Source organism: Dyadobacter sp. SRI_021 (genome assembly GCF_057586235.1).
Map to the genome: position 1 here is coordinate 36,060 of NZ_JBYCZM010000010.1, position 17,867 is coordinate 53,926.

13 protein-coding genes are annotated in these 17,867 nt (G+C 48.6%); 10 read left to right on the forward strand and 3 right to left on the reverse strand.

Annotated features, from left to right (window positions below; translation table 11 throughout):
• Positions 1-226 precede the first annotated feature (226 nt).
• From AC2YIT_RS25510 to AC2YIT_RS25530, 5 genes are all read left to right on the forward strand, one after another.
• Positions 227-3,055: an RICIN domain-containing protein gene (locus AC2YIT_RS25510; protein WP_487281067.1), complete on the forward strand. Its 2,829-nt coding sequence runs from the start codon at positions 227-229 to the stop codon at positions 3,053-3,055.
• Between the two features lie 1,365 nt (positions 3,056-4,420).
• A complete protein-coding gene (locus tag AC2YIT_RS25515) occupies positions 4,421-7,576 on the forward strand; it encodes a SusC/RagA family TonB-linked outer membrane protein (protein WP_487281068.1) in 3,156 nt (1,051 codons plus the stop codon).
• Positions 7,577-7,586: 10 nt separating this feature from the next.
• Positions 7,587-9,374, forward strand: coding sequence for a RagB/SusD family nutrient uptake outer membrane protein (locus AC2YIT_RS25520; protein WP_487281069.1), 1,788 nt, complete (start codon positions 7,587-7,589; stop codon positions 9,372-9,374).
• Between the two features lie 186 nt (positions 9,375-9,560).
• On the forward strand, positions 9,561-9,959 hold the full coding sequence (locus AC2YIT_RS25525; RefSeq protein WP_430846488.1) for a VOC family protein: 399 nt from the start codon (positions 9,561-9,563) through the stop codon (positions 9,957-9,959).
• An 86-nt stretch (positions 9,960-10,045) separates the two neighbouring features.
• Complete coding sequence (locus AC2YIT_RS25530) at positions 10,046-10,786, forward strand: hypothetical protein (protein ID WP_487281070.1); 741 nt, start codon at positions 10,046-10,048, stop codon at positions 10,784-10,786.
• 442 nt (positions 10,787-11,228) lie between these two features.
• Here AC2YIT_RS25530 and AC2YIT_RS25535 read toward each other — a convergent pair whose 3' ends face one another.
• Complete coding sequence (locus AC2YIT_RS25535; RefSeq protein ID WP_487281071.1) at positions 11,229-11,636, reverse strand: EthD family reductase; 408 nt, start codon at positions 11,634-11,636, stop codon at positions 11,229-11,231.
• Positions 11,637-11,758: 122 nt separating this feature from the next.
• On the opposite strand from AC2YIT_RS25535, the gene AC2YIT_RS25540 reads away from it, so the two are divergent.
• A complete protein-coding gene (locus tag AC2YIT_RS25540; protein WP_430846494.1) occupies positions 11,759-12,625 on the forward strand; it encodes a LysR family transcriptional regulator in 867 nt (288 codons plus the stop codon).
• Positions 12,626-12,649: 24 nt separating this feature from the next.
• Here the strand turns inward: AC2YIT_RS25540 and AC2YIT_RS25545 are convergent, their stop codons facing one another.
• Complete coding sequence (locus AC2YIT_RS25545; RefSeq protein WP_487281072.1) at positions 12,650-13,594, reverse strand: NmrA/HSCARG family protein; 945 nt, start codon at positions 13,592-13,594, stop codon at positions 12,650-12,652.
• Positions 13,595-13,710: 116 nt separating this feature from the next.
• On the opposite strand from AC2YIT_RS25545, the gene AC2YIT_RS25550 reads away from it, so the two are divergent.
• Positions 13,711-14,085 carry a winged helix-turn-helix transcriptional regulator gene (locus AC2YIT_RS25550; protein WP_487281073.1) on the forward strand — a complete coding sequence of 125 codons (375 nt, stop codon included), beginning with the start codon at positions 13,711-13,713 and terminating at the stop codon, positions 14,083-14,085.
• Between the two features lie 29 nt (positions 14,086-14,114).
• Here AC2YIT_RS25550 and AC2YIT_RS25555 read toward each other — a convergent pair whose 3' ends face one another.
• Positions 14,115-14,585, reverse strand: a complete 471-nt coding sequence (locus tag AC2YIT_RS25555) for a DinB family protein (protein WP_487281074.1) — start codon at positions 14,583-14,585, stop codon at positions 14,115-14,117.
• A 196-nt stretch (positions 14,586-14,781) separates the two neighbouring features.
• On the opposite strand from AC2YIT_RS25555, the gene AC2YIT_RS25560 reads away from it, so the two are divergent.
• From AC2YIT_RS25560 to AC2YIT_RS25570, 3 genes are all read left to right on the forward strand, one after another.
• Positions 14,782-15,765: a GlxA family transcriptional regulator gene (locus AC2YIT_RS25560; RefSeq protein ID WP_430846498.1), complete on the forward strand. Its 984-nt coding sequence runs from the start codon at positions 14,782-14,784 to the stop codon at positions 15,763-15,765.
• Positions 15,766-15,976: 211 nt separating this feature from the next.
• Positions 15,977-16,567 carry an RNA polymerase sigma factor gene (locus AC2YIT_RS25565; RefSeq protein WP_487281075.1) on the forward strand — a complete coding sequence of 197 codons (591 nt, stop codon included), beginning with the start codon at positions 15,977-15,979 and terminating at the stop codon, positions 16,565-16,567.
• Between the two features lie 70 nt (positions 16,568-16,637).
• On the forward strand, positions 16,638-17,807 hold the full coding sequence (locus AC2YIT_RS25570) for a FecR family protein (protein WP_487281076.1): 1,170 nt from the start codon (positions 16,638-16,640) through the stop codon (positions 17,805-17,807).
• Positions 17,808-17,867: the final 60 nt, after the last annotated feature.

Consider the following 17,867-nt stretch of genomic DNA (forward strand, 5'->3'; position numbering starts at 1 on the left):
CCCGGATTTAGGAGTGAACATGGATATGAGGTCAAAGCCGCGGTTCATCTGAACTATTTAGCAATCACTTAAACACATGCATATGGACAAAACTTACTCAACGAAACCAACACACAGCCATCAGCTGATCCAAAATCAAGCCCCGTCGGAGCAATTTGCGAGGTTTCGCAAAGGAGGCAAAGATGTAAATCAAAATAGTAGTAGCAAGGGAATAGTACGAACCGTCATGAAATTGACATTAGTGGTCTGTTGCTGGCTGACATTCGTTTCGGCAACCACGCTGCTTGCTCAGACGTACAAATGGAAAAACGTTCAGATACTGGGCGGGGGATTTGTGACGGGTATTATCTATAGCACTACCCAGCAAAACCTGATCTATGCGCGCACGGACATAGGAGGAGCTTATCGCTGGGATGCCGCTAATAAAATATGGATCCCGCTCTCAGATAGCTTTGCTTCCAGCGATGATTATGGCGTGGTCAGTATGGCGACCGATCCCTCAAACCCCAATAGGGTGTATATGGCAACAGGCCTTTACACGCAGTCATGGGGCGCAACAGGAGCAGTCTATTCGTCGACCGACAAGGGAGCGACGTGGACACGTAACAACCTGTCGATTAAACTCGGAGGGAACGAAAACGGGCGCTCAGCCGGTGAACGTCTACAGGTAGACCCGAACCTGGGAAGCGTCCTCTTCCTGGGTTCCAGCACAGACGGACTCTGGAAAAGCACCAACTACGGATCTACGTGGAGCAAAGTCACCAGCTTTCCGGTCAGTTCCAGTCCGGTTGGTTCGGGCGGTATTTCCTTCGTACTGTTTGATAAAAGCAGTAGTTCATCCGGTACAGCGACGAAAACGATCTACGTGGGCGTCATGCAGACAGGTACCAACCTATACAAGAGTACGGACGGCGGAGTTACGTGGACGGCCGTCTCCGGCCAGCCAACCAATCTGATGCCGCATCAGGCGGCCCGGGCTTCGAACGGTATTATTTATCTGTCCTATTCTGACGCCAGCGGTCCGAATAATGTCGGCGCCGGAGCGGTGTGGAAGCTGAATCCGGCCAGTAATGCATGGACCAATATATCCCCACCTGCCGGACAAGGGGGGTACGGGGGCATTTCCGTCGACGCTCAGAATGCCAATCATGTGATCGTAAGTACATTGGGCCGCTGGTGGCCGCGCGATGAAGTTCTTCGCACGACAGATGGCGGCAGCAACTGGACCGCGCTGCTTACGAATGCTACATGGGATCATGCTCTGGCTCCTTATGCGGCTTCCATGAATCCCCACTGGTTGGGTGACGTAGAGATAGATCCGTTCAATGCTAATAACGCCTGGTTTGTAACGGGTTACGGGGTCTACAACTCGAACAATCTCGGTGCGAGCCCGACTAACTGGATATTTCAGAATAAAGGATTGGAAGAAACTGCCGCATTAGAGCTGATCAGCCCGCCTGCCGGTGCCCCGCTTTTGAGCGCCCTGGGTGATATTGACGGTTTCAAACATGATAACCTGGATGTTTCGCCATCCGGCGGTCGCTTATCGCCCCAGTATGGCACCAGCCTCAGTATCGATTTTGCGCAGAGCGTTCCCGGTTTTATGGCCCGTACCTACAACAATTCCGGTGGCAACTACGGCTCCTATTCCACCGACGGCGGCAGTACCTGGACGTCGTTTGCCAGCGTACCTTCCGGCACAACCGGTGGTGGCAATATCGCAGTTTCCGCCGATGGCAACAGGATTGTGTGGGCTCCCGAGGGGGCTTCCGCAATGTATGTCTCTACCAATCGCGGAACATCCTGGACGGCCTGCGGTGGTGTGCCAGCCAACTTAAAGCCCATCTCCGACCGGGTGAATTCTCAGAAATTCTATGCATACGACCCTGTGAATGGCAGGATTTGGGTAAGTACCAACGGGGGAACTTCCTTTTCGATACAAGCGACCGGCCTGCCGACGGTTCCCGATTATCAGGCATGGTTAACCAGAATCCGCACCGTTTTTGGCTCGGAAGGCGACATCTGGCTCGCCAATCCGAATGGGGTGTATCGTTCCACGAACTCCGGCACCAGTTTTACGCAGGTGGGCAGCGTACAAAATGCTACGGCGGTTTCATTCGGAAAAGCAGCTCCGGGGAAAACTTATCCGGCAGTCTTTATCGTCGGCACCGTGAACGGCATTTCCGGCTTCTACCGGTCGGACGACGGCGGGGCCACCTGGACACGTATAAACGATGCCCAGCACCAGTATGGCACGGTTACCACCATTACCGGCGATCCGCGTGTGTACGGCAGGTTGTACCTGGGAGGAGCCGGTCGGGGAATTATTTACGGAGATATACAAAATGCAGCTTCGGTTATTTCCGGCGCAACTTACCGCATTATCGCAAGGCATAGCAATCAACTGATGGACGTCGTCGGCGCGTCTACCGCTGATGGCGCGCAGGTGGACCAGTGGCCTGGCAGTGGCAGCGCTAACCAACATTGGGTAGTGACAGCCAATGGAAGCGGATATTATACTTTAAAGGCCGTTCACAGTGGCAAAAATTTGGACATCAGTGGGTTTTCTACGGATGACGGAGCGAAAGTGCAGCAGTGGACGACCGGCGCAGGTACCAACCAACAGTTTCAGTTGATGGATTCAGGAGACGGTTATTACCAGATCAAGGCCCGGCATAGCGGTAAATGTCTCGACGTGGCAGCTGCTTCCACAGCTAATGGAGCACTCATTCAGCAATGGGCGTGCAACAATGGCACCAACCAGCAATTCCGGCTCGAACAGGTAAGCACGGCAGGCATTTCCCGATTGGCAGGACCGGAATCGGTGGAATTTGAGCCAAGTGCAATGGCTTATCCTAATCCATCTTCCCAATTCTTCCAGATCAGGGCATCTTCTGAATTCAGTTATGAAATTTATAATGCGGCAGGCAGGAAAGTAGAAAGCGGGGAGGGGAAAGACGGAACCCTGGTCGGTCAGACTCTGCGGCCTGGCATGCATTTAATCAAATTACGTATGGGTGGCGTAAGCAAAGTCATCAAGCTGCTCAAACAGTAAATGTAACGTGGGAGGGTTGTGATAGCCCGATTTGCGCATAAGGCAACCTGGGGCTCTGGTTTATCATCCGGGGCCTCATTTTAGATACAACAATTAATCTTGGCCGGGGATTTACTCCGGCCAATTTATTTTGCCGGGACAACCACTTCCTGATCGGGATGAGAAGAAAATCATCCCCCCGAAGACCGGGAGGGGATTAAGCAACATCTTACTACAACGCTTAATCTATACGATTAACCGCATTCAATTATAGTAATTTCATATTGGTCCTGAAAATTTTGTGAAAAGTTATTGAATTCATTTCGACCAATAGCTAAATTATTTAGATGAATGATAACATTTGTGAAGACGAATGATATGCTCATCGACTAATAGGCGCACATCAAGCTAAGCGCCGGACAACTAAAACTCTCCACTCGTTTCGGGTCAAAATAGGTGTAATGATGAAAATAGACCCACGAATTTTCAAGGATAAATTAACCTATCGGAATTGCTTTCCAAAAAATCTATTGGCCTGAGTATATTTCTATATCAGGAGCTTTTACAGCTAGCTGGTGAACCCAGTGCTCCTATCTCGGCTCGATGTTGTAATTCTAGAACTGATGGCAGTATCCGGCTATTGAATTATGCAAAAATAACAAATCATTGTGATTGCACTATTTGGTAATATTTTTCTATGGAATTGTCTTAAATCTTGTATAATATCAAAATACAGTCTAAATCAATCAAATATAGAAGTATTTTTGGTGCTGTTTCACTTTAAAATTGTGCTGTAAAATCGATTGTTCTGCGTGCTATCGTCACTCCTTATCTTGAAATGATAGAGAAAAGTAATTTAATGCTTATCCGATTAATTATATCTGTGTAAAAAATATATATAGCTTTTTTGCGGGCGCTGTAAATGGCTTACAGGGAACGAAATATGACCCGTAAAGAGGCATTCGAGACGATTTGTCTCCCTTTAATGGAGGGAGTAGTCCTGATCTGTCGCGGATGATAGTGTTGTGTTTTTGTCAAACATCTTTCACTTCCGATAATGTTACTTACTCACACCGGTTATCGATTAATTATTATCCACACTAATGTTTCATTCTCGCCAAACAGAGATGCGAATCGGTGCATTTCCATTATTAAACCCACTTTTGAGCCGCTTCTGGCTACTGTTCATTAATACTATCACATTTCCCTATCAGCAAGATCTGTGTTTCAACGTATTCATCTATTCCTGTTTCTAACCTTTTGCCTATGACTAAAAAAAACTAACAGCATCTAAACTCCATTGAAGGCAACGGCCGATTTTTCGGTCGGGAGGAATCCTTATGCCCTGAAATGACGGTATTCTAAACCATGTATTAATTGAAATCTATGATCAAAACGCTTTACCTAAAACAGCTATGCCCACCCGCAGGTGTGTGCCTGGCTATGGCTCTGCTCGTGAGCCAACCCTTGCCGCTTCAAGCCGCTGGGCTGCCCGAAATGAAAACAGCCCTTTTGCAAGCAGATCTTACTGTGAAGGGAAAAGTTACCGAGGAAAACGGAACCCCGCTGCCCGGTGTAAGTATCCTTGTAAAAGGGACAAACACAGGTACTACCACGGATGCTTCCGGAGAATACGCAATCGCAGTTCCCAATGCAGAGGCGATCCTCGTATATAGTTACGTTGGTTTTGTTAAGCAGGAAGTTATAGTTGGCACAAGGAATTCCATCGATGTGACGCTGGTGGGCGATTCACAGGCCCTTAGTGAGGTGGTTGTAGTAGGGTATGGAGAGCAGAAGAAGGAGACATTAACCGGTTCCGTAACAACCGTGAAGGGATCTGAGGTTGTAAAATCTCCGGCCGTCAATGTGAGTAACAGTCTTGCCGGACGTCTGCCAGGGGTAACGCTGGTTTCACGAAGCGGCGAACCAGGACAAGACGGATCTACCATCCGTATCCGTGGGATGAACACGTTGGGGAACAACGATGCCCTTGTGGTGGTGGATGGTATCCCAGGTCGTTCGCTGGATCGCATTGACCCCAACAGTATCGAAACGATTTCGGTTTTGAAGGACGCTTCTGCTGCGATTTATGGCGCTCAGGCCGCAAACGGGGTTATTCTGATCACCACCAAACGTGGTAAAACCGGAAAACCTACCATTACCTTCAATGCCAATCAGGGTTTCAGTCAGCCTACCATCCTGCCTAAAATGACGAATTCATCGGAGTATGCACAGGCATTGAACGAGGTGGATCTGTATAGAAACCGTCCGCCCCGGTATACTTCCGAGGACATTGCCAAATTTGCCGATGGTTCGGATCCATGGAAATATCCGAATACGGACTGGTTCGACGAAATCTACAAAAATTGGTCGGGCCAGCACTTTTACAACGCTACTGTGTCAGGTGGCGGCGAGGCCGTGCGCTATTTTGTCTCGCTGGGTACCAAAACCCAGGATGGATATTACAAGAACAGTGCGACCAAGTACACGCAGCATGATTTCAGAACAAACCTCGATGCGACTATCACCAAGAATATCAGTCTGCGCTTCGATGTATCAGGCCGTATGGAAGATAAAAACTATCCTACGCGATCAGCGGGAGATATATTATGGATGGTGATGAGGGGCAAGCCGAATATGCCCGCTTACTGGCCAAACGGCGCTACGGGGCCGGATATCGAGTATGGAAATAACCCTGTCGTGGTGAGTACCAACCAAACCGGATACGACCGCGATAAGTGGTATGTCTTGAACAGTACACTGCAATTGAATGTCAAAATTCCCTGGATTGAAGGACTTTCATTCACGGGTAATGCCGGGGTTGATAAAGGGTTCAATTTCAGAAAGCGTTTTCAAACTCCATGGTATCTCAATTCCTGGGATGGGACCAGTCTTGATGCGAATGGGCAGCCTATACTGGTACGTGGAAAGAAAGGGGTAGGCGATCCTAACCTTACCGAGTATACGGAAGACAAGCAGGATATTTTGCTCAATGGTTATCTTAATTACGAGAAAGCCATTGGTGCCAACCACATGGTAAAGTTCCTGGTGGGTACTGAAAAGAGAACCGGTAATGGCGACAAGTTCAATGCGTTCCGCCGTTATTTCGTATCGACTTCCCTCGATCAGCTCAACGCAGGTGGGGATGCGGAGAAGGACAATGCCGGAACAGCCTACCAAAGTGCAAGGCTGAACTACTTCGGACGTGTCAATTACAGTTTCAGGGAGAAATACCTGATGGAGTTTGTATGGAGGGTAGATGGATCCTACATTTTCCCCAAAGCAAAACGTTTCGGGTTCTTCCCGGGTGTGTCTGCGGGATGGCGCGTTTCGGAAGAAGGCTTTTGGAAAGACAATGTAAGCTTTATTAATCAATTCAAACTTCGCGCCTCGTGGGGACAAACCGGTAACGACCGCATTGAAGAATGGCAATATCTGGGAACCTACGGTTTCCAGAACCAAAACATGGTGTTCGGTACCAATATTGAAAATAAAACATTGGGAGAAACCCGTATCCCCAATCCCAACGTGACATGGGAAGTAGCCAGCCAGGGCGATATCGGTTTCGATGCAAGCTTATTGAATGATCGCATCAATATTACCTTCGACGTATTTGATTATCGCCGCTCAGGATTGCTTTGGAAACGGAACGCATCCGTTCCAACTTCAACAGGTTTGACGCTTCCAAGCGAAAACATTGGAAAGACGTCGAACAAGGGATTTGATTTCAATGTGTCCTATCGCGGCGATGTGAAGGGCCTGAAATACACGATCTTTGTGAACGGAGGGTATGCGATCAATAAGGTAAACTTCATTGATGAAACACCGGGGCGTCCCGACTACCAGCAGGTTACCGGGCACCCGCTCCCCACCAAACCCAGCGATCCCAACGCGCCTTTCGATCCGGACCGTGACTTGTATTATCAGGCGATCGGCATCTTCAAAGACCAGGCTGCCGTGGATGCGTATCCGCACTGGGGAGGTGCCCGTCCGGGAGACGTAATTTTCCAGGATGTAAACAATGATGGTAAAATCGATGCGAGTGACCGTGTCCGTAATTACAAAACGGATGTGCCCCGCTTTCAGGGCGGTATTGGTGCTAACCTGAGTTACAAAGGCTTTGACCTTTCTATCCTGTTTCAGGCAGCTACCGGTGCGCTTCGTTACCTGTCTCTCGAAAGTGGCGATTTCGGAAACTACTGGAAAGAAGATTTCGATGATCGCTGGACTCCCGACAACATCAACGGTTCCAAGCCACGTGCAAGCAACAGAAGCGACGAATATTGGAGATCACAGCGAAATACGCACCTGCTTTTCAATACCAACTACATCAGGCTGAAAAACCTGGAATTTGGTTACACCCTCCCAACGGGGCTCTCCAGCCGTCTGGGCTTACAGAACGTTCGTTTGTATGTGAATGGAAATAACCTGGCTACCTATTGCCCTGGTCTGAAGGGATTCGATCCCGAGGACAACAACACGGGCGGTATCAACTACCCGCTTTCCAGGGTTGTAAATGGTGGTTTATCGTTGACTTTTTAATACATTATATATGAAAAAGATTGTAGCTTTTTTAACAGTGGCGCTCAGCTTTGGCAATTTGACTTCCTGTAATCAGGACTTTCTTGACAAGCAGCCGCAGGACCAGTTTTCGGAAACTGCGGTATGGAGTGATCCGGCGCTGATCCAAACGTTTATCAACAACACCTACCGGGGGCTGGGCCACGGCTTCAACAACGTGATGTTCTCTACTTACAGCGATGAGTCCATGGCTGTTTGGGGACCTGTTGTAAATGTGACCAAAGGTCTTATTAATGCCAGTGATATCAACGACTGGGCTTATGACCGGGCCAGCTATTTTGTATGGGACAATGTTTACAAAAATATCCGTGCAACCAACCTGTTTTTCAGCAAAATTGAAAGCGCTACCATGCTGGATGCGGCTACCAAGAACATGTACATGGGTGAGGAGCATTTTGTACGGGCTTATCTGTACCATAATCTGGTATCCGTTTATGGTGGCGTGCCGCTGGTAACCCAGGCGTACGGCCTCGGCGAAGAATATTCCATGCCCCGTAACACTTATGAAGAGTGTATCAAATTCATTGCGGATGAATGTGATAAGGCCGCTGCGTTGCTTCCTCTGACACAGTCTGCTGCCAACGCGGGCCGCGCTACCAAGGGCGCTGCCCTGGCTCTTAAAGCACGTACGCTTTTGTATGCGGCCAGCGATTTGTATGCTAATCCGACCTGGGCGCCCGGATACGCCAATCCGGAGCTGATCGGTTACAAAGGCGGTGACCGGGCTGCAAGGTGGAGAGCAGCCAAAGCCGCAGCAAAAGCCGTTATGGATCTGAACATTTACAGTTTGAACGCGCCCAATCCGGCTACACTGGCCGAAGCCTCCAAAAACAGGGCAGACATGTTTGTCTCGAAACAATCGCCGGAAGATATACACGTACGTTTCTTCCTGGCGAAACTGGATAATGACGGCGCATGGCCGGGGCGTTCTAACGGGCCTAATGGCTACCATAACTGGGGAGGCAATACGCCGCTTGGCCAGCTGGCGGATGATTATGAAATGAAGGACGGTACCAGATTTTCGTGGTCGAACCCGGCGCATGCCGCAGATCCGTATGTTGGGCGTGATTCACGTTTCTATTCCGATATTTTATACGAAGGCGCATCATGGAGACAGCGCCCGGCCGATGTGATTGACAAAGACCCCAAAGGGATCATTCAGACAGGCTATTGGGAAAAATGGAACCCGACGACTTCGAAAGTGGAAGTTGTGGCCGGGCTTGATACCCGCAAAGGACCTATCGAAGACTGGAACGGGACTTATTCAGGGTATTATCTGAAAAAGTTTATGGATCCGGCAGTGGATGCCCAGTTTTTCAGATCTGAGGTGCCGTGGCGATTTATCCGGTATACAGAGATTTTGCTGAACTATGCGGAGGCATGCCTCAACCTGGGCGAAGAAGCCGAGGCAAAAAAGTACCTGAACATGATCCGCAAACGTGCTGCTATGCCCGATATTACCGAAACCGGTGTAGCGCTGATGAAACGTTACCAGAATGAGCGCCGTATTGAAATGGCTTACGAAGAGCAGCGCTTTTTTGATGTTCGCCGCTGGATGATCGCTCCTCAGGTTTATTCCAACGCACGGGGTGTTGAACCAACCTACAAGTTAAATCCCGACAAAACAACCGCTGCAAAACCTACTTATAAGATCATTGAAGTGCAAGAGCGTAAATGGGTGGACAGAAACTACTTCCTGCCTATTAAACTCGATGAAATGAATAAGAACAGTAAGCTGATTCAGAATCCGGGGTACTAATAAAGTACGTGAAATGAACGCCGGACGCTCAGCCCGGCGTTCATTTTTTATGATAGTTGGGAGCTGCTTCCGCGCGAGCCGATAGCCCCGCTAGAAATCATATTGCGTGTTTTTTGTGGCTACTGACATACGGCTGTCAACCGGCGGGTATTTCTTTGGGAATTAAAAAACTGAACGATCCCTTTTATGACATTTGTTTCGACCCGTATCATCACCGCCAACATCGGCCACCTTGTCGATTTTTACGAGCAGGTTACCGGCTACTCCGCTGTCCGCTACACGGAGGATTTTGCAGAGCTCCGCACACCGGTAGCCGTACTTGCGATTGGAAGCACGCGAACGCTGCAGTTGTTTGGTGGCGACAGCATCGCGTCACCTGCCACTAACCGTTCGCTCATTCTTGAATTTCGCGTCGACGATGTGGATTCGCATTTCGAACGACTTGCAGACTACCTTGGACCAGCGCTTGTGCAGGCACCGACCACAATGCCATGGGGCAACCGGTCGCTGCTTTTTCGCGATCCTGATGGTAACCTGGTTAATTTCTTCACCCCTGTTACTCTCGAGGCGAAAGAACGTCAGTAGATGGTTCAGATGGATGGCGGTCGAATTATCGAAGACTTCTTTGTAACTTTCGATTACATTTCGTACACATTATAAACACCACTCAAATGAAACACTATTCCCTGTTAAAACTGGCGGCGCTTTTGGCTATTTTTCTAACTGCAATGGCATTTTCCTGCCAGGATCATAACATTCCGGATCCCGTTTCCAATTGCAATCGGATAGATGGCACTCCGCGCGCCGTAAATTGTGAATTTGAATTTGTAAAAGCAGATTTCTTTCGGGTCAATAACTATTCAGGAAGGCGAGATACCGTGTATTATGGAACAGTAACGCCAGGACAACCGGATGTGAAACTTATAGAGTCACAATATGGAGACTGGGTGATAAGTTACATTAGTCAGTTCTTCTATATAGGTCTTCAAGGCAAGGTGACGATTAAACGCATTGCCCCGCCACCCGCCGGTTCCAACAAATATATATTGAGAAAGGATCTGGTGTCTGAATCGGGAGGAAGGCCTATCGGCGAATATGATAGCCGGTCAGGTTTTTTTGAGCTTGAAAAGGATGAGAATCTGCCGCAGGTCACTATCGATATCCCGGTGGGCGGCACATATACCTACGATGTCACCTACGATTTCTCCGGCCGGTTTAATTACAATGGTGATTACCTCGATTATCCGCTGTTTTCCAATTACTATTTATTGGTACAAAATGTAAAAACTTCACAAATGCTGCGGGAAGCGCCGTATAATTATCAATGGTACAGGGACATTGCCGAAGCCAGGATGTCGTTTAACCCGAAGGTTGTGCCGCACGTCTGCGTTCCATGCCGGCAAACCCGGTAAAATTTGGCTACGGTGGAACCGGCGGAAATGTCGGCAGAATGCCCGGGACTTGGTTCTTGACATCTTCATCGTCGCGATAGACAACTTCCGGTATAAAGACGGGAATGCTGGTGATTAAATTCTCATTTTTGGATCGTGTGAACTGCGCCATTCCGGACGATGTGTCTGTGGCACACCGTTTTACCTACTTCAAGGTTTTTTAGCTTTATTTGTTAGAAAAAATGGGCTTTGAAAACGGCTCGTGTGTATACGGGCGATGAAATCCTATATCCCTGCAAACTACGCTGCTTTTTTGATTTTTTCGGGAAAGTGCTTCACGTTAGTATTTTAGCCTGCGGCATGAGCGAAAGATTTGAGAGAATAGAACCACCGGGGAAGACTATTTAGCCCCCACTCGGGAACCTGCGTAGTTATCGTGCAGGAGCGGCTACACGAAGCAAATTTACTTGACAACCTCACTCACCAAAATAATGGGACTTATATTGGTGTAATTTGAAAAGTCGGCTCGAATGGCATCTCTGTTTGGCGCGATGGCCGCCTGATAGTCGCTCAGACTATTTACATAGAATGTGCCGATCGCCATGAAGGGCATAGGTTGGTTGGGAATGCCGCTAGCAATCCCTTTTTCTATGGTGTATTTAATCAGGTTTGATCCTAGAAACTTTGCTACCATAGGCATGTGCTTGCTTTCATAATACTCGATGTCAAAGGTCTTACCTTCGGCATAAGGGTACATGACTGACACTTTTGTTATGCCTTTTTCCCCGGTAGCGACTTTCTGTTTTTCCTGACCGAACACAGCGCAGCAAGTTGTCAGGAAGGCAAATGAGAGCATTAGATTTAATTTCATAATTATTTTGGTTGGTAAGTAAGGTGTTCATTTTGAGTTGGTTGGCAAATATTGGAATATTTTCTATATTCGCAAAACGTTATTTTTCGATGGGATCAATCGAAAAAACCGATTAGGAAAAAATGGAATTACGCCAGCTCAGATATTTTCTGAAAGCCAAAGAGCTATTGAATTTTACAGAAGCTGCAGCGGCGCTGAACATCAGTCAGAGTACCCTATCACAGCAAATCAAGCAACTGGAAGAAGAGCTGAATGTCCCTTTGTTCAACCGCATCGGGAAAAGAATAAAACTCACCGAAGCGGGTGAGTTATTCAGCGAATATGCCTTGCAGAGTATAAGCAGAGCCAATGAGGGCCTGTTGCTTTTGAGCGATTTGAAAAATTTAAATACAGGGAAAATCGCTGTTGGGGTAATTTACTCCATGCGGATTCTATTTGCCAAAATACTGATAGAATTCGCAAGCCAGTACCCCAACATCAAGATTCAAGTGGTATTTGGTACCACAAAAGATCTTCTTGAGAGACTCAATTTGCATCATTTCGACTTCATTTTGACGTTTCATGAAGAACTCCGGGAGCCGCATCTCAAATATCAGACGCTTTTGAAAGCGAATATGGTGCTGGTAACTGCCAAAAATTCTCCGCTCGCTCATAAGAACAGCATATCACTCGACGAAGTGGCCGGGCTGCCATTGGCCCTGCCTTTCAGTGGCAGCAACAGCATTCAGTTTTTTGAGGAGTCATTCGGCCAGAAAAACCTGACCCCAAATGTTTGCATGGAAATAAACGACATTCCTACGCTATTCGAAATTGTTAAAACAGGTCATTGGCACACCATACTCAGCGAGACCAGTGTAAACGACCCTGGCGTGGTGGGAATTCCTATTGATGGAAAACACATGCGACGAACCATTATGATTATTTCCCTCAGAGAAGCATACGAAAAGAAAGCGGTGACGAAATTCTATGAGATGTTGGCAAAGATTTGAAAACAGCGATCTTTTTTTTACCCTTTAATAGCGTACTGTTGCCCCCTTCCAGCCAGTAACCCGTAAAAATTGCTCCCAGGTAAGTGCGCCAGGGTCTATTTGCCTGCTCCATTGCAGGTCACGATCTTCGCGATAATATCCATACTCGAAAGCATATGCAACCATCCCTGAAATCTCACGTACAAGATCCTCGTTGGAAGCAAAATCAGGGAAATGCGTCAGCAATTCCTCCGCTGAAAATGCGGAAATGTATGCGGCTTTCCGGCCGGTAACGCGCATGAAGGTATCTACCAGTTCCCGCGGTGAAATGATATCGCCAATGACCGGTAGCGATTTGCCGGCATACTTTTCCGGATCAGAGAATAGCTCTAAAACGGCCGGACCGGTAGCGGTGAGTGGGTCCACAAACGGTGCGCGAAAATTTTCGGGCAAATAAATCGGAAAAACGAGCGTATCTCCTTGCAGGGTGGGTGTGTACAATTCAATCAGGTTGGTGTAAAAGAACGCCATGTAAATAAATGAACTGACGACGGGCAGGGTACGGATGTATGCCTCTATGCGCGCTTTGTCAGTGAAATGGGGGGCAAACAGCTTACCGCCGCTGATTTGATCAACATTTTCAAGGCTGCTGAAAACGATGTGGCGCACTCCCGCATCAACCGCTGCATCGGCCAGCTCGCGGCCCAGTTCAAACTCGTGGTTGGCTGGTGGAACGATGTTGGGTGTCAGCAGGAAGACGCCCTGAGAGCCCTTGAATGCCTCGCGGAAGGCGTTTTGATTTCCCGGGGCAAGCGGAATATTTACCAGTTCCACCCCTTGTGCGGCCAGGCTGAGCGCCTCGGGCGAATCGATCCTGCGGGTAATGCCGCGCAAGCGGTAACGTCCGCTGGCGAGTAAGGTACGCGCGACGCTCCGGCCTTGTTTTCCCAACACACCCGTAATGGTTATCAATGGTTTATCGTTGCTCATGATTTCATTATGAAGAAAAATTTTAGTACTATAAAAATGATAGTTGCAAAACTATTGATAGGTTATTAGCTTCGCAATAACTATCCAAATGGATAGGTGTACCAAAAGCAAATGCGATGGAAATTGAATGTCAGGGAGATTTCGTAAAGGTCGGTAATGTACTCTATCCTTGCACGGTCAGTCTGGCGATGGATCTGGTGGGCGGCAAATGGAAGGTGGTGATCCTTTACCACTTAAAGAATGCTGCCAAGCGGTACAGCGAGCTCCGAAAAGAGCTGCCCGGCATCACTGAAATGACGCTGAGCCTGCAATTAAAGCAGTTGGAAGAAGATGGTCTGATTCTCAGGCAGGTTTACGGCGAAAAACCACCCATTAAGGTGGTATACAGTCTGACAGCGCTCGGACAGAGTTTCACGCCGGTATTGGATGCGATTCTAGCCTGGGGGAATCAGATTGCTTCGGAAAAAGGTGAGTTTGTAGAAAAGTCTTAAAATACCTTGTGTTCCTTTGTTGATGATGTTTAAAACAGTAGTTCTTGAGGTGGCTGAACGCCTGCCAGGCGAAGATAGACCGTGGTCTGTCCCCGGTGGTGCGCCTGATGCTCGAAGGCCTTGGCCAGGGCAAGCCTTTTAGACATCTCGAATTTTCCGATCATTTTAACGGACTCGTCCAAACTGCCGTCCGCCATTGCCTTTAAATTGTCAATTACAAAGTCATAACTGGCCAGTACGACTTGGGTTACATTCGCTTTTGACTTGTCGCTGGTTTTCTCCAGAATGCCTACCGCAAATGGGCTTTGAATACCCATCGCCGATGAAGCCAGGCCATAATTGGCATCTGCCAGGTGTAACATCTGCTCGGAAAAAGAACGCATTTCAGGTGTTGGCTTGAAGCCGTACCCACTCTCCGTCATGGCCGCCAGGTATTGCATCGTATACGCCTTCGACCGCTCCCATTCTTTTACGAGGGCCGATACGTTGGTCTGTGCCATAGAAAGTTGGCTTGCGATGGTTAGATATAGCATAAGCAGTAAATTCCTAATTTTCATGAGTCGATCCTTTTAATGTTGATGTTTTGAGTTCGATGACAAAACTACGTACAATTTCCCACCTCAATATGGGTGGAAATAGACATTCTGATGGGTTGATTTGGACGTGAGGCTTTTCTTAACTTTGCAGGAAAACTGCATGAAGCATATTACCATCATTGCTCCCGATAACCAGACTAACCTGAGTACTGTCGCGTGTATCGCAGGTGCTTACGAAATATTCGCAAGGGCTACTGAGTATTTTGAGGCCAGTGGCAACAAAGGAACATACCGTGTCGAAATAGCTGGCCTGAGCCGTAAGGCCGATCTGGCAGACGGTATGTTTTCCTTGAAAACGGATGTGTGCTTTTCGGAGATTAGTAAGACCGACCTGATTGTCATTCCATCACTGGATGGCAGCTTTGAAACGGCGAAAAACGGTAACATCGAAATTGTCGAGTGGATCCTGGAACGGTACAAGCACGGAGCAGAAATAGCTACCATGTGCAGCGGCGTGTTTATGCTTGCCTCAGCTGGTATCCTTGATGGTAAAAGCTGTTCAACGCATTGGAATTATGCCGATAAATTCAAAGCGCTTTTTCCAAAGGTGAAGCTGCAAGCTACACAACTGATCACCGACGAAAATGGCATTTACACCAACGGTGGTGCCTATTCGTTTTTGAATCTTGTCATTTACCTTGTCGAGAAATATTATAACCGGCAGACGGCTATTTTTTGTTCGAAGGTTTTTCAGATCGAAATTGACAGGCACAGCCAGTCGCCTTTTATTATTTTCAAAGGACAGAAGCAACATGGCGATGAAATGGTCCGGCAGGCTCAGGCTTACATCGAAAGTCAATTGACTGAAAAGATCTCGGTCGAAGACCTCTCGTCCCGGTTTTTTATCGGAAGGAGGAATTTTGACAGAAGATTTATTAAAGCGACCGGGAATACACCATTGGAATATGCGCAACGCGTCAAGGTAGAATCCGCAAAAAAAAACTTGGAAACGACCCGCAAGTCCGTGAACGAGGTGATGTACGAAGTAGGGTATTCCGACCTGAAAGCATTCAGGGAAGTATTTAGAAAACACACGGGATTATCACCCCAGGTCTATCGCAGCAGGTATAACAAAGAGGCATAGAAGCACTGGCGAATGCTATCCATGTAAACCGCACCAGAATGCGCGATACAATTGGTAGCAATTACAGATAACACGTTGGGGGAAATCCTTCATCAGCAAGCTTGGTCTCTTTCATTGGGTACCTGTTTCAAAGCAGGCTTGGTGCACTGGAGGTAATTAGATTTAAGAGTAGCCCGGCTTTAAGTGGTACACTAGTTATATCCGAACCCATTTGCCGAATTTACGCATGTACCGGTCCGCATTGAATGACGAAAAAGCGCTCTTGCGACAGGTCGCTGCGGGGGACGAGCGGGCTTTTACGCGGGTTTTCGAGCATTATCACCAGCGACTGGGAATGCATATTTACCGCATTACCCGTTCGGAATCAGTAGCCGAAGAGCTCGTCCATGACGTTTTTCTGAAAATCTGGCGAAACCGCGAGTTGCTTGTGGAAGTCGAGAACTTCCCGGTCTACCTTTTTGTAATATCCAAAAACGCGGCGTTGAACGCCCTGAAAAAGATCGCGGCCGAGCGGGTGAAATTCACCGGCCTCGACGATGCCGAGGAAGGACAGGCCGAGCAGCCGGACGACTACCGTTATGCATTGATCGACGAGGCGATTGACCAGCTCCCGCACCAGCAGCGGCAGGTATACTTGCTGAGCAGGCACCAGCGGCTGTCTTATCATGAAATCGCGTTGCAAATGGGGCTGTCGAAAGAGACGGTCAAAAAGTATCTCCAGATCGCTACGGCCTCCATCATTTCCTACATTGGAAAAAGCGCCAAAATGAGCCCGGTTCTGGTGCTGAAAATTTTCTTTTAAAAATTTTCCAATCCAATAGCCCCTTTTTTAGGGGTGCTGTTGTCCTGTGATTGAAAATTGATTTAAATCGATGAACCAGGACGACCCGCAAAGGCTGCAACAGCTTTTCGACCGCTATTACGCTGGCCAGGCCACGCCCGAAGAGGAGGAGGAATTCATGCGGCACATCCGGTCGGGGCAGCATGATGACGCGATAGAAGGTGCCATGAAACGCAACTGGCTTCAACCGGCCGACGCGCGGCCATTGTTCGATGCGTCGCGCAGCCGGGATATGCTGGGCGCCATTCTTGCCGCGGGTAGGCAGCGCAGACATTGGCGTGCGGGTATTTGGGTGAGGTATGCGGCGGTGGCGGCCGTGCTCGCGGTGGTGGCTGGATTGTGGATAATCAGAAGAAATGCGCCAGAAAAGCCGGTGGCAACGGAAACCATTCAAAACCACGATGTAGCGCCCGGCGGTAATAAAGCATTGCTTACGCTTGCAGACGGAAAGGGCATCGAGCTGGACCGTATCGGAAGCGGGCTGGTGGCCCGGCAGGGGAATACAGAAATTACGAAGCAGGAGGACGGGCTCGTGGTGTATAACAGCCGAGTAAAGTCAGTTGCGTCGACCGGTTTCAACAAGGTAACCACACCCCGGGGCGGGCAGTATAAGGTGCAGCTGCCGGATGGCAGCAAGGTGTGGCTCAATGCGTCGTCCTCCATTCGCTTCCCATCCGTTTTTCCGGCTTCAGAGCGCCGCGTGGAAATTACGGGTGAAGCCTATTTTGAAGTGACCAAAGACAAGGCCAGACCGTTCACCGTGCGTTTCAATGGCTCGGAAGTGCAGGTGCTGGGCACGAGTTTCAATGTGATGGCCTATGCCGATGAACGGGTGTCGAAAACGACGCTGGTAGAAGGTTCCGTAGCCATCCGCAACCAAAGCGAGCGTGCCCTGCTGCGGCCCGGCCAGCAGGCTGCACTAATGCCCGGTGGGCGCATCGAGATGGCCTTCAAGCCGGTGGACGAAGCCGTGGCGTGGAAAGAAGGTATGTTTTATTTCAAAAATGCAGGTGTGAAGGACGTCATGCGGCAGCTCTCGCGCTGGTATGACGTGGAGGTGAGTTACCGTGGCGAGGTGCCCGTGCGGCAGTTCACAGGCAGGGTATCGCGCAATGTGAACCTTTCCGAGATTGTGGGAATGCTGCGGTATGCCGGCGTAAAATGCAGTGTGCAAAGCAATACGATTGTGGTTGAACCGTAGTTTGCGTATAGTGACTAGGGTTTAAAGTTAATGAGTTTGAAGTTTAGAGTTTAAAGTTTA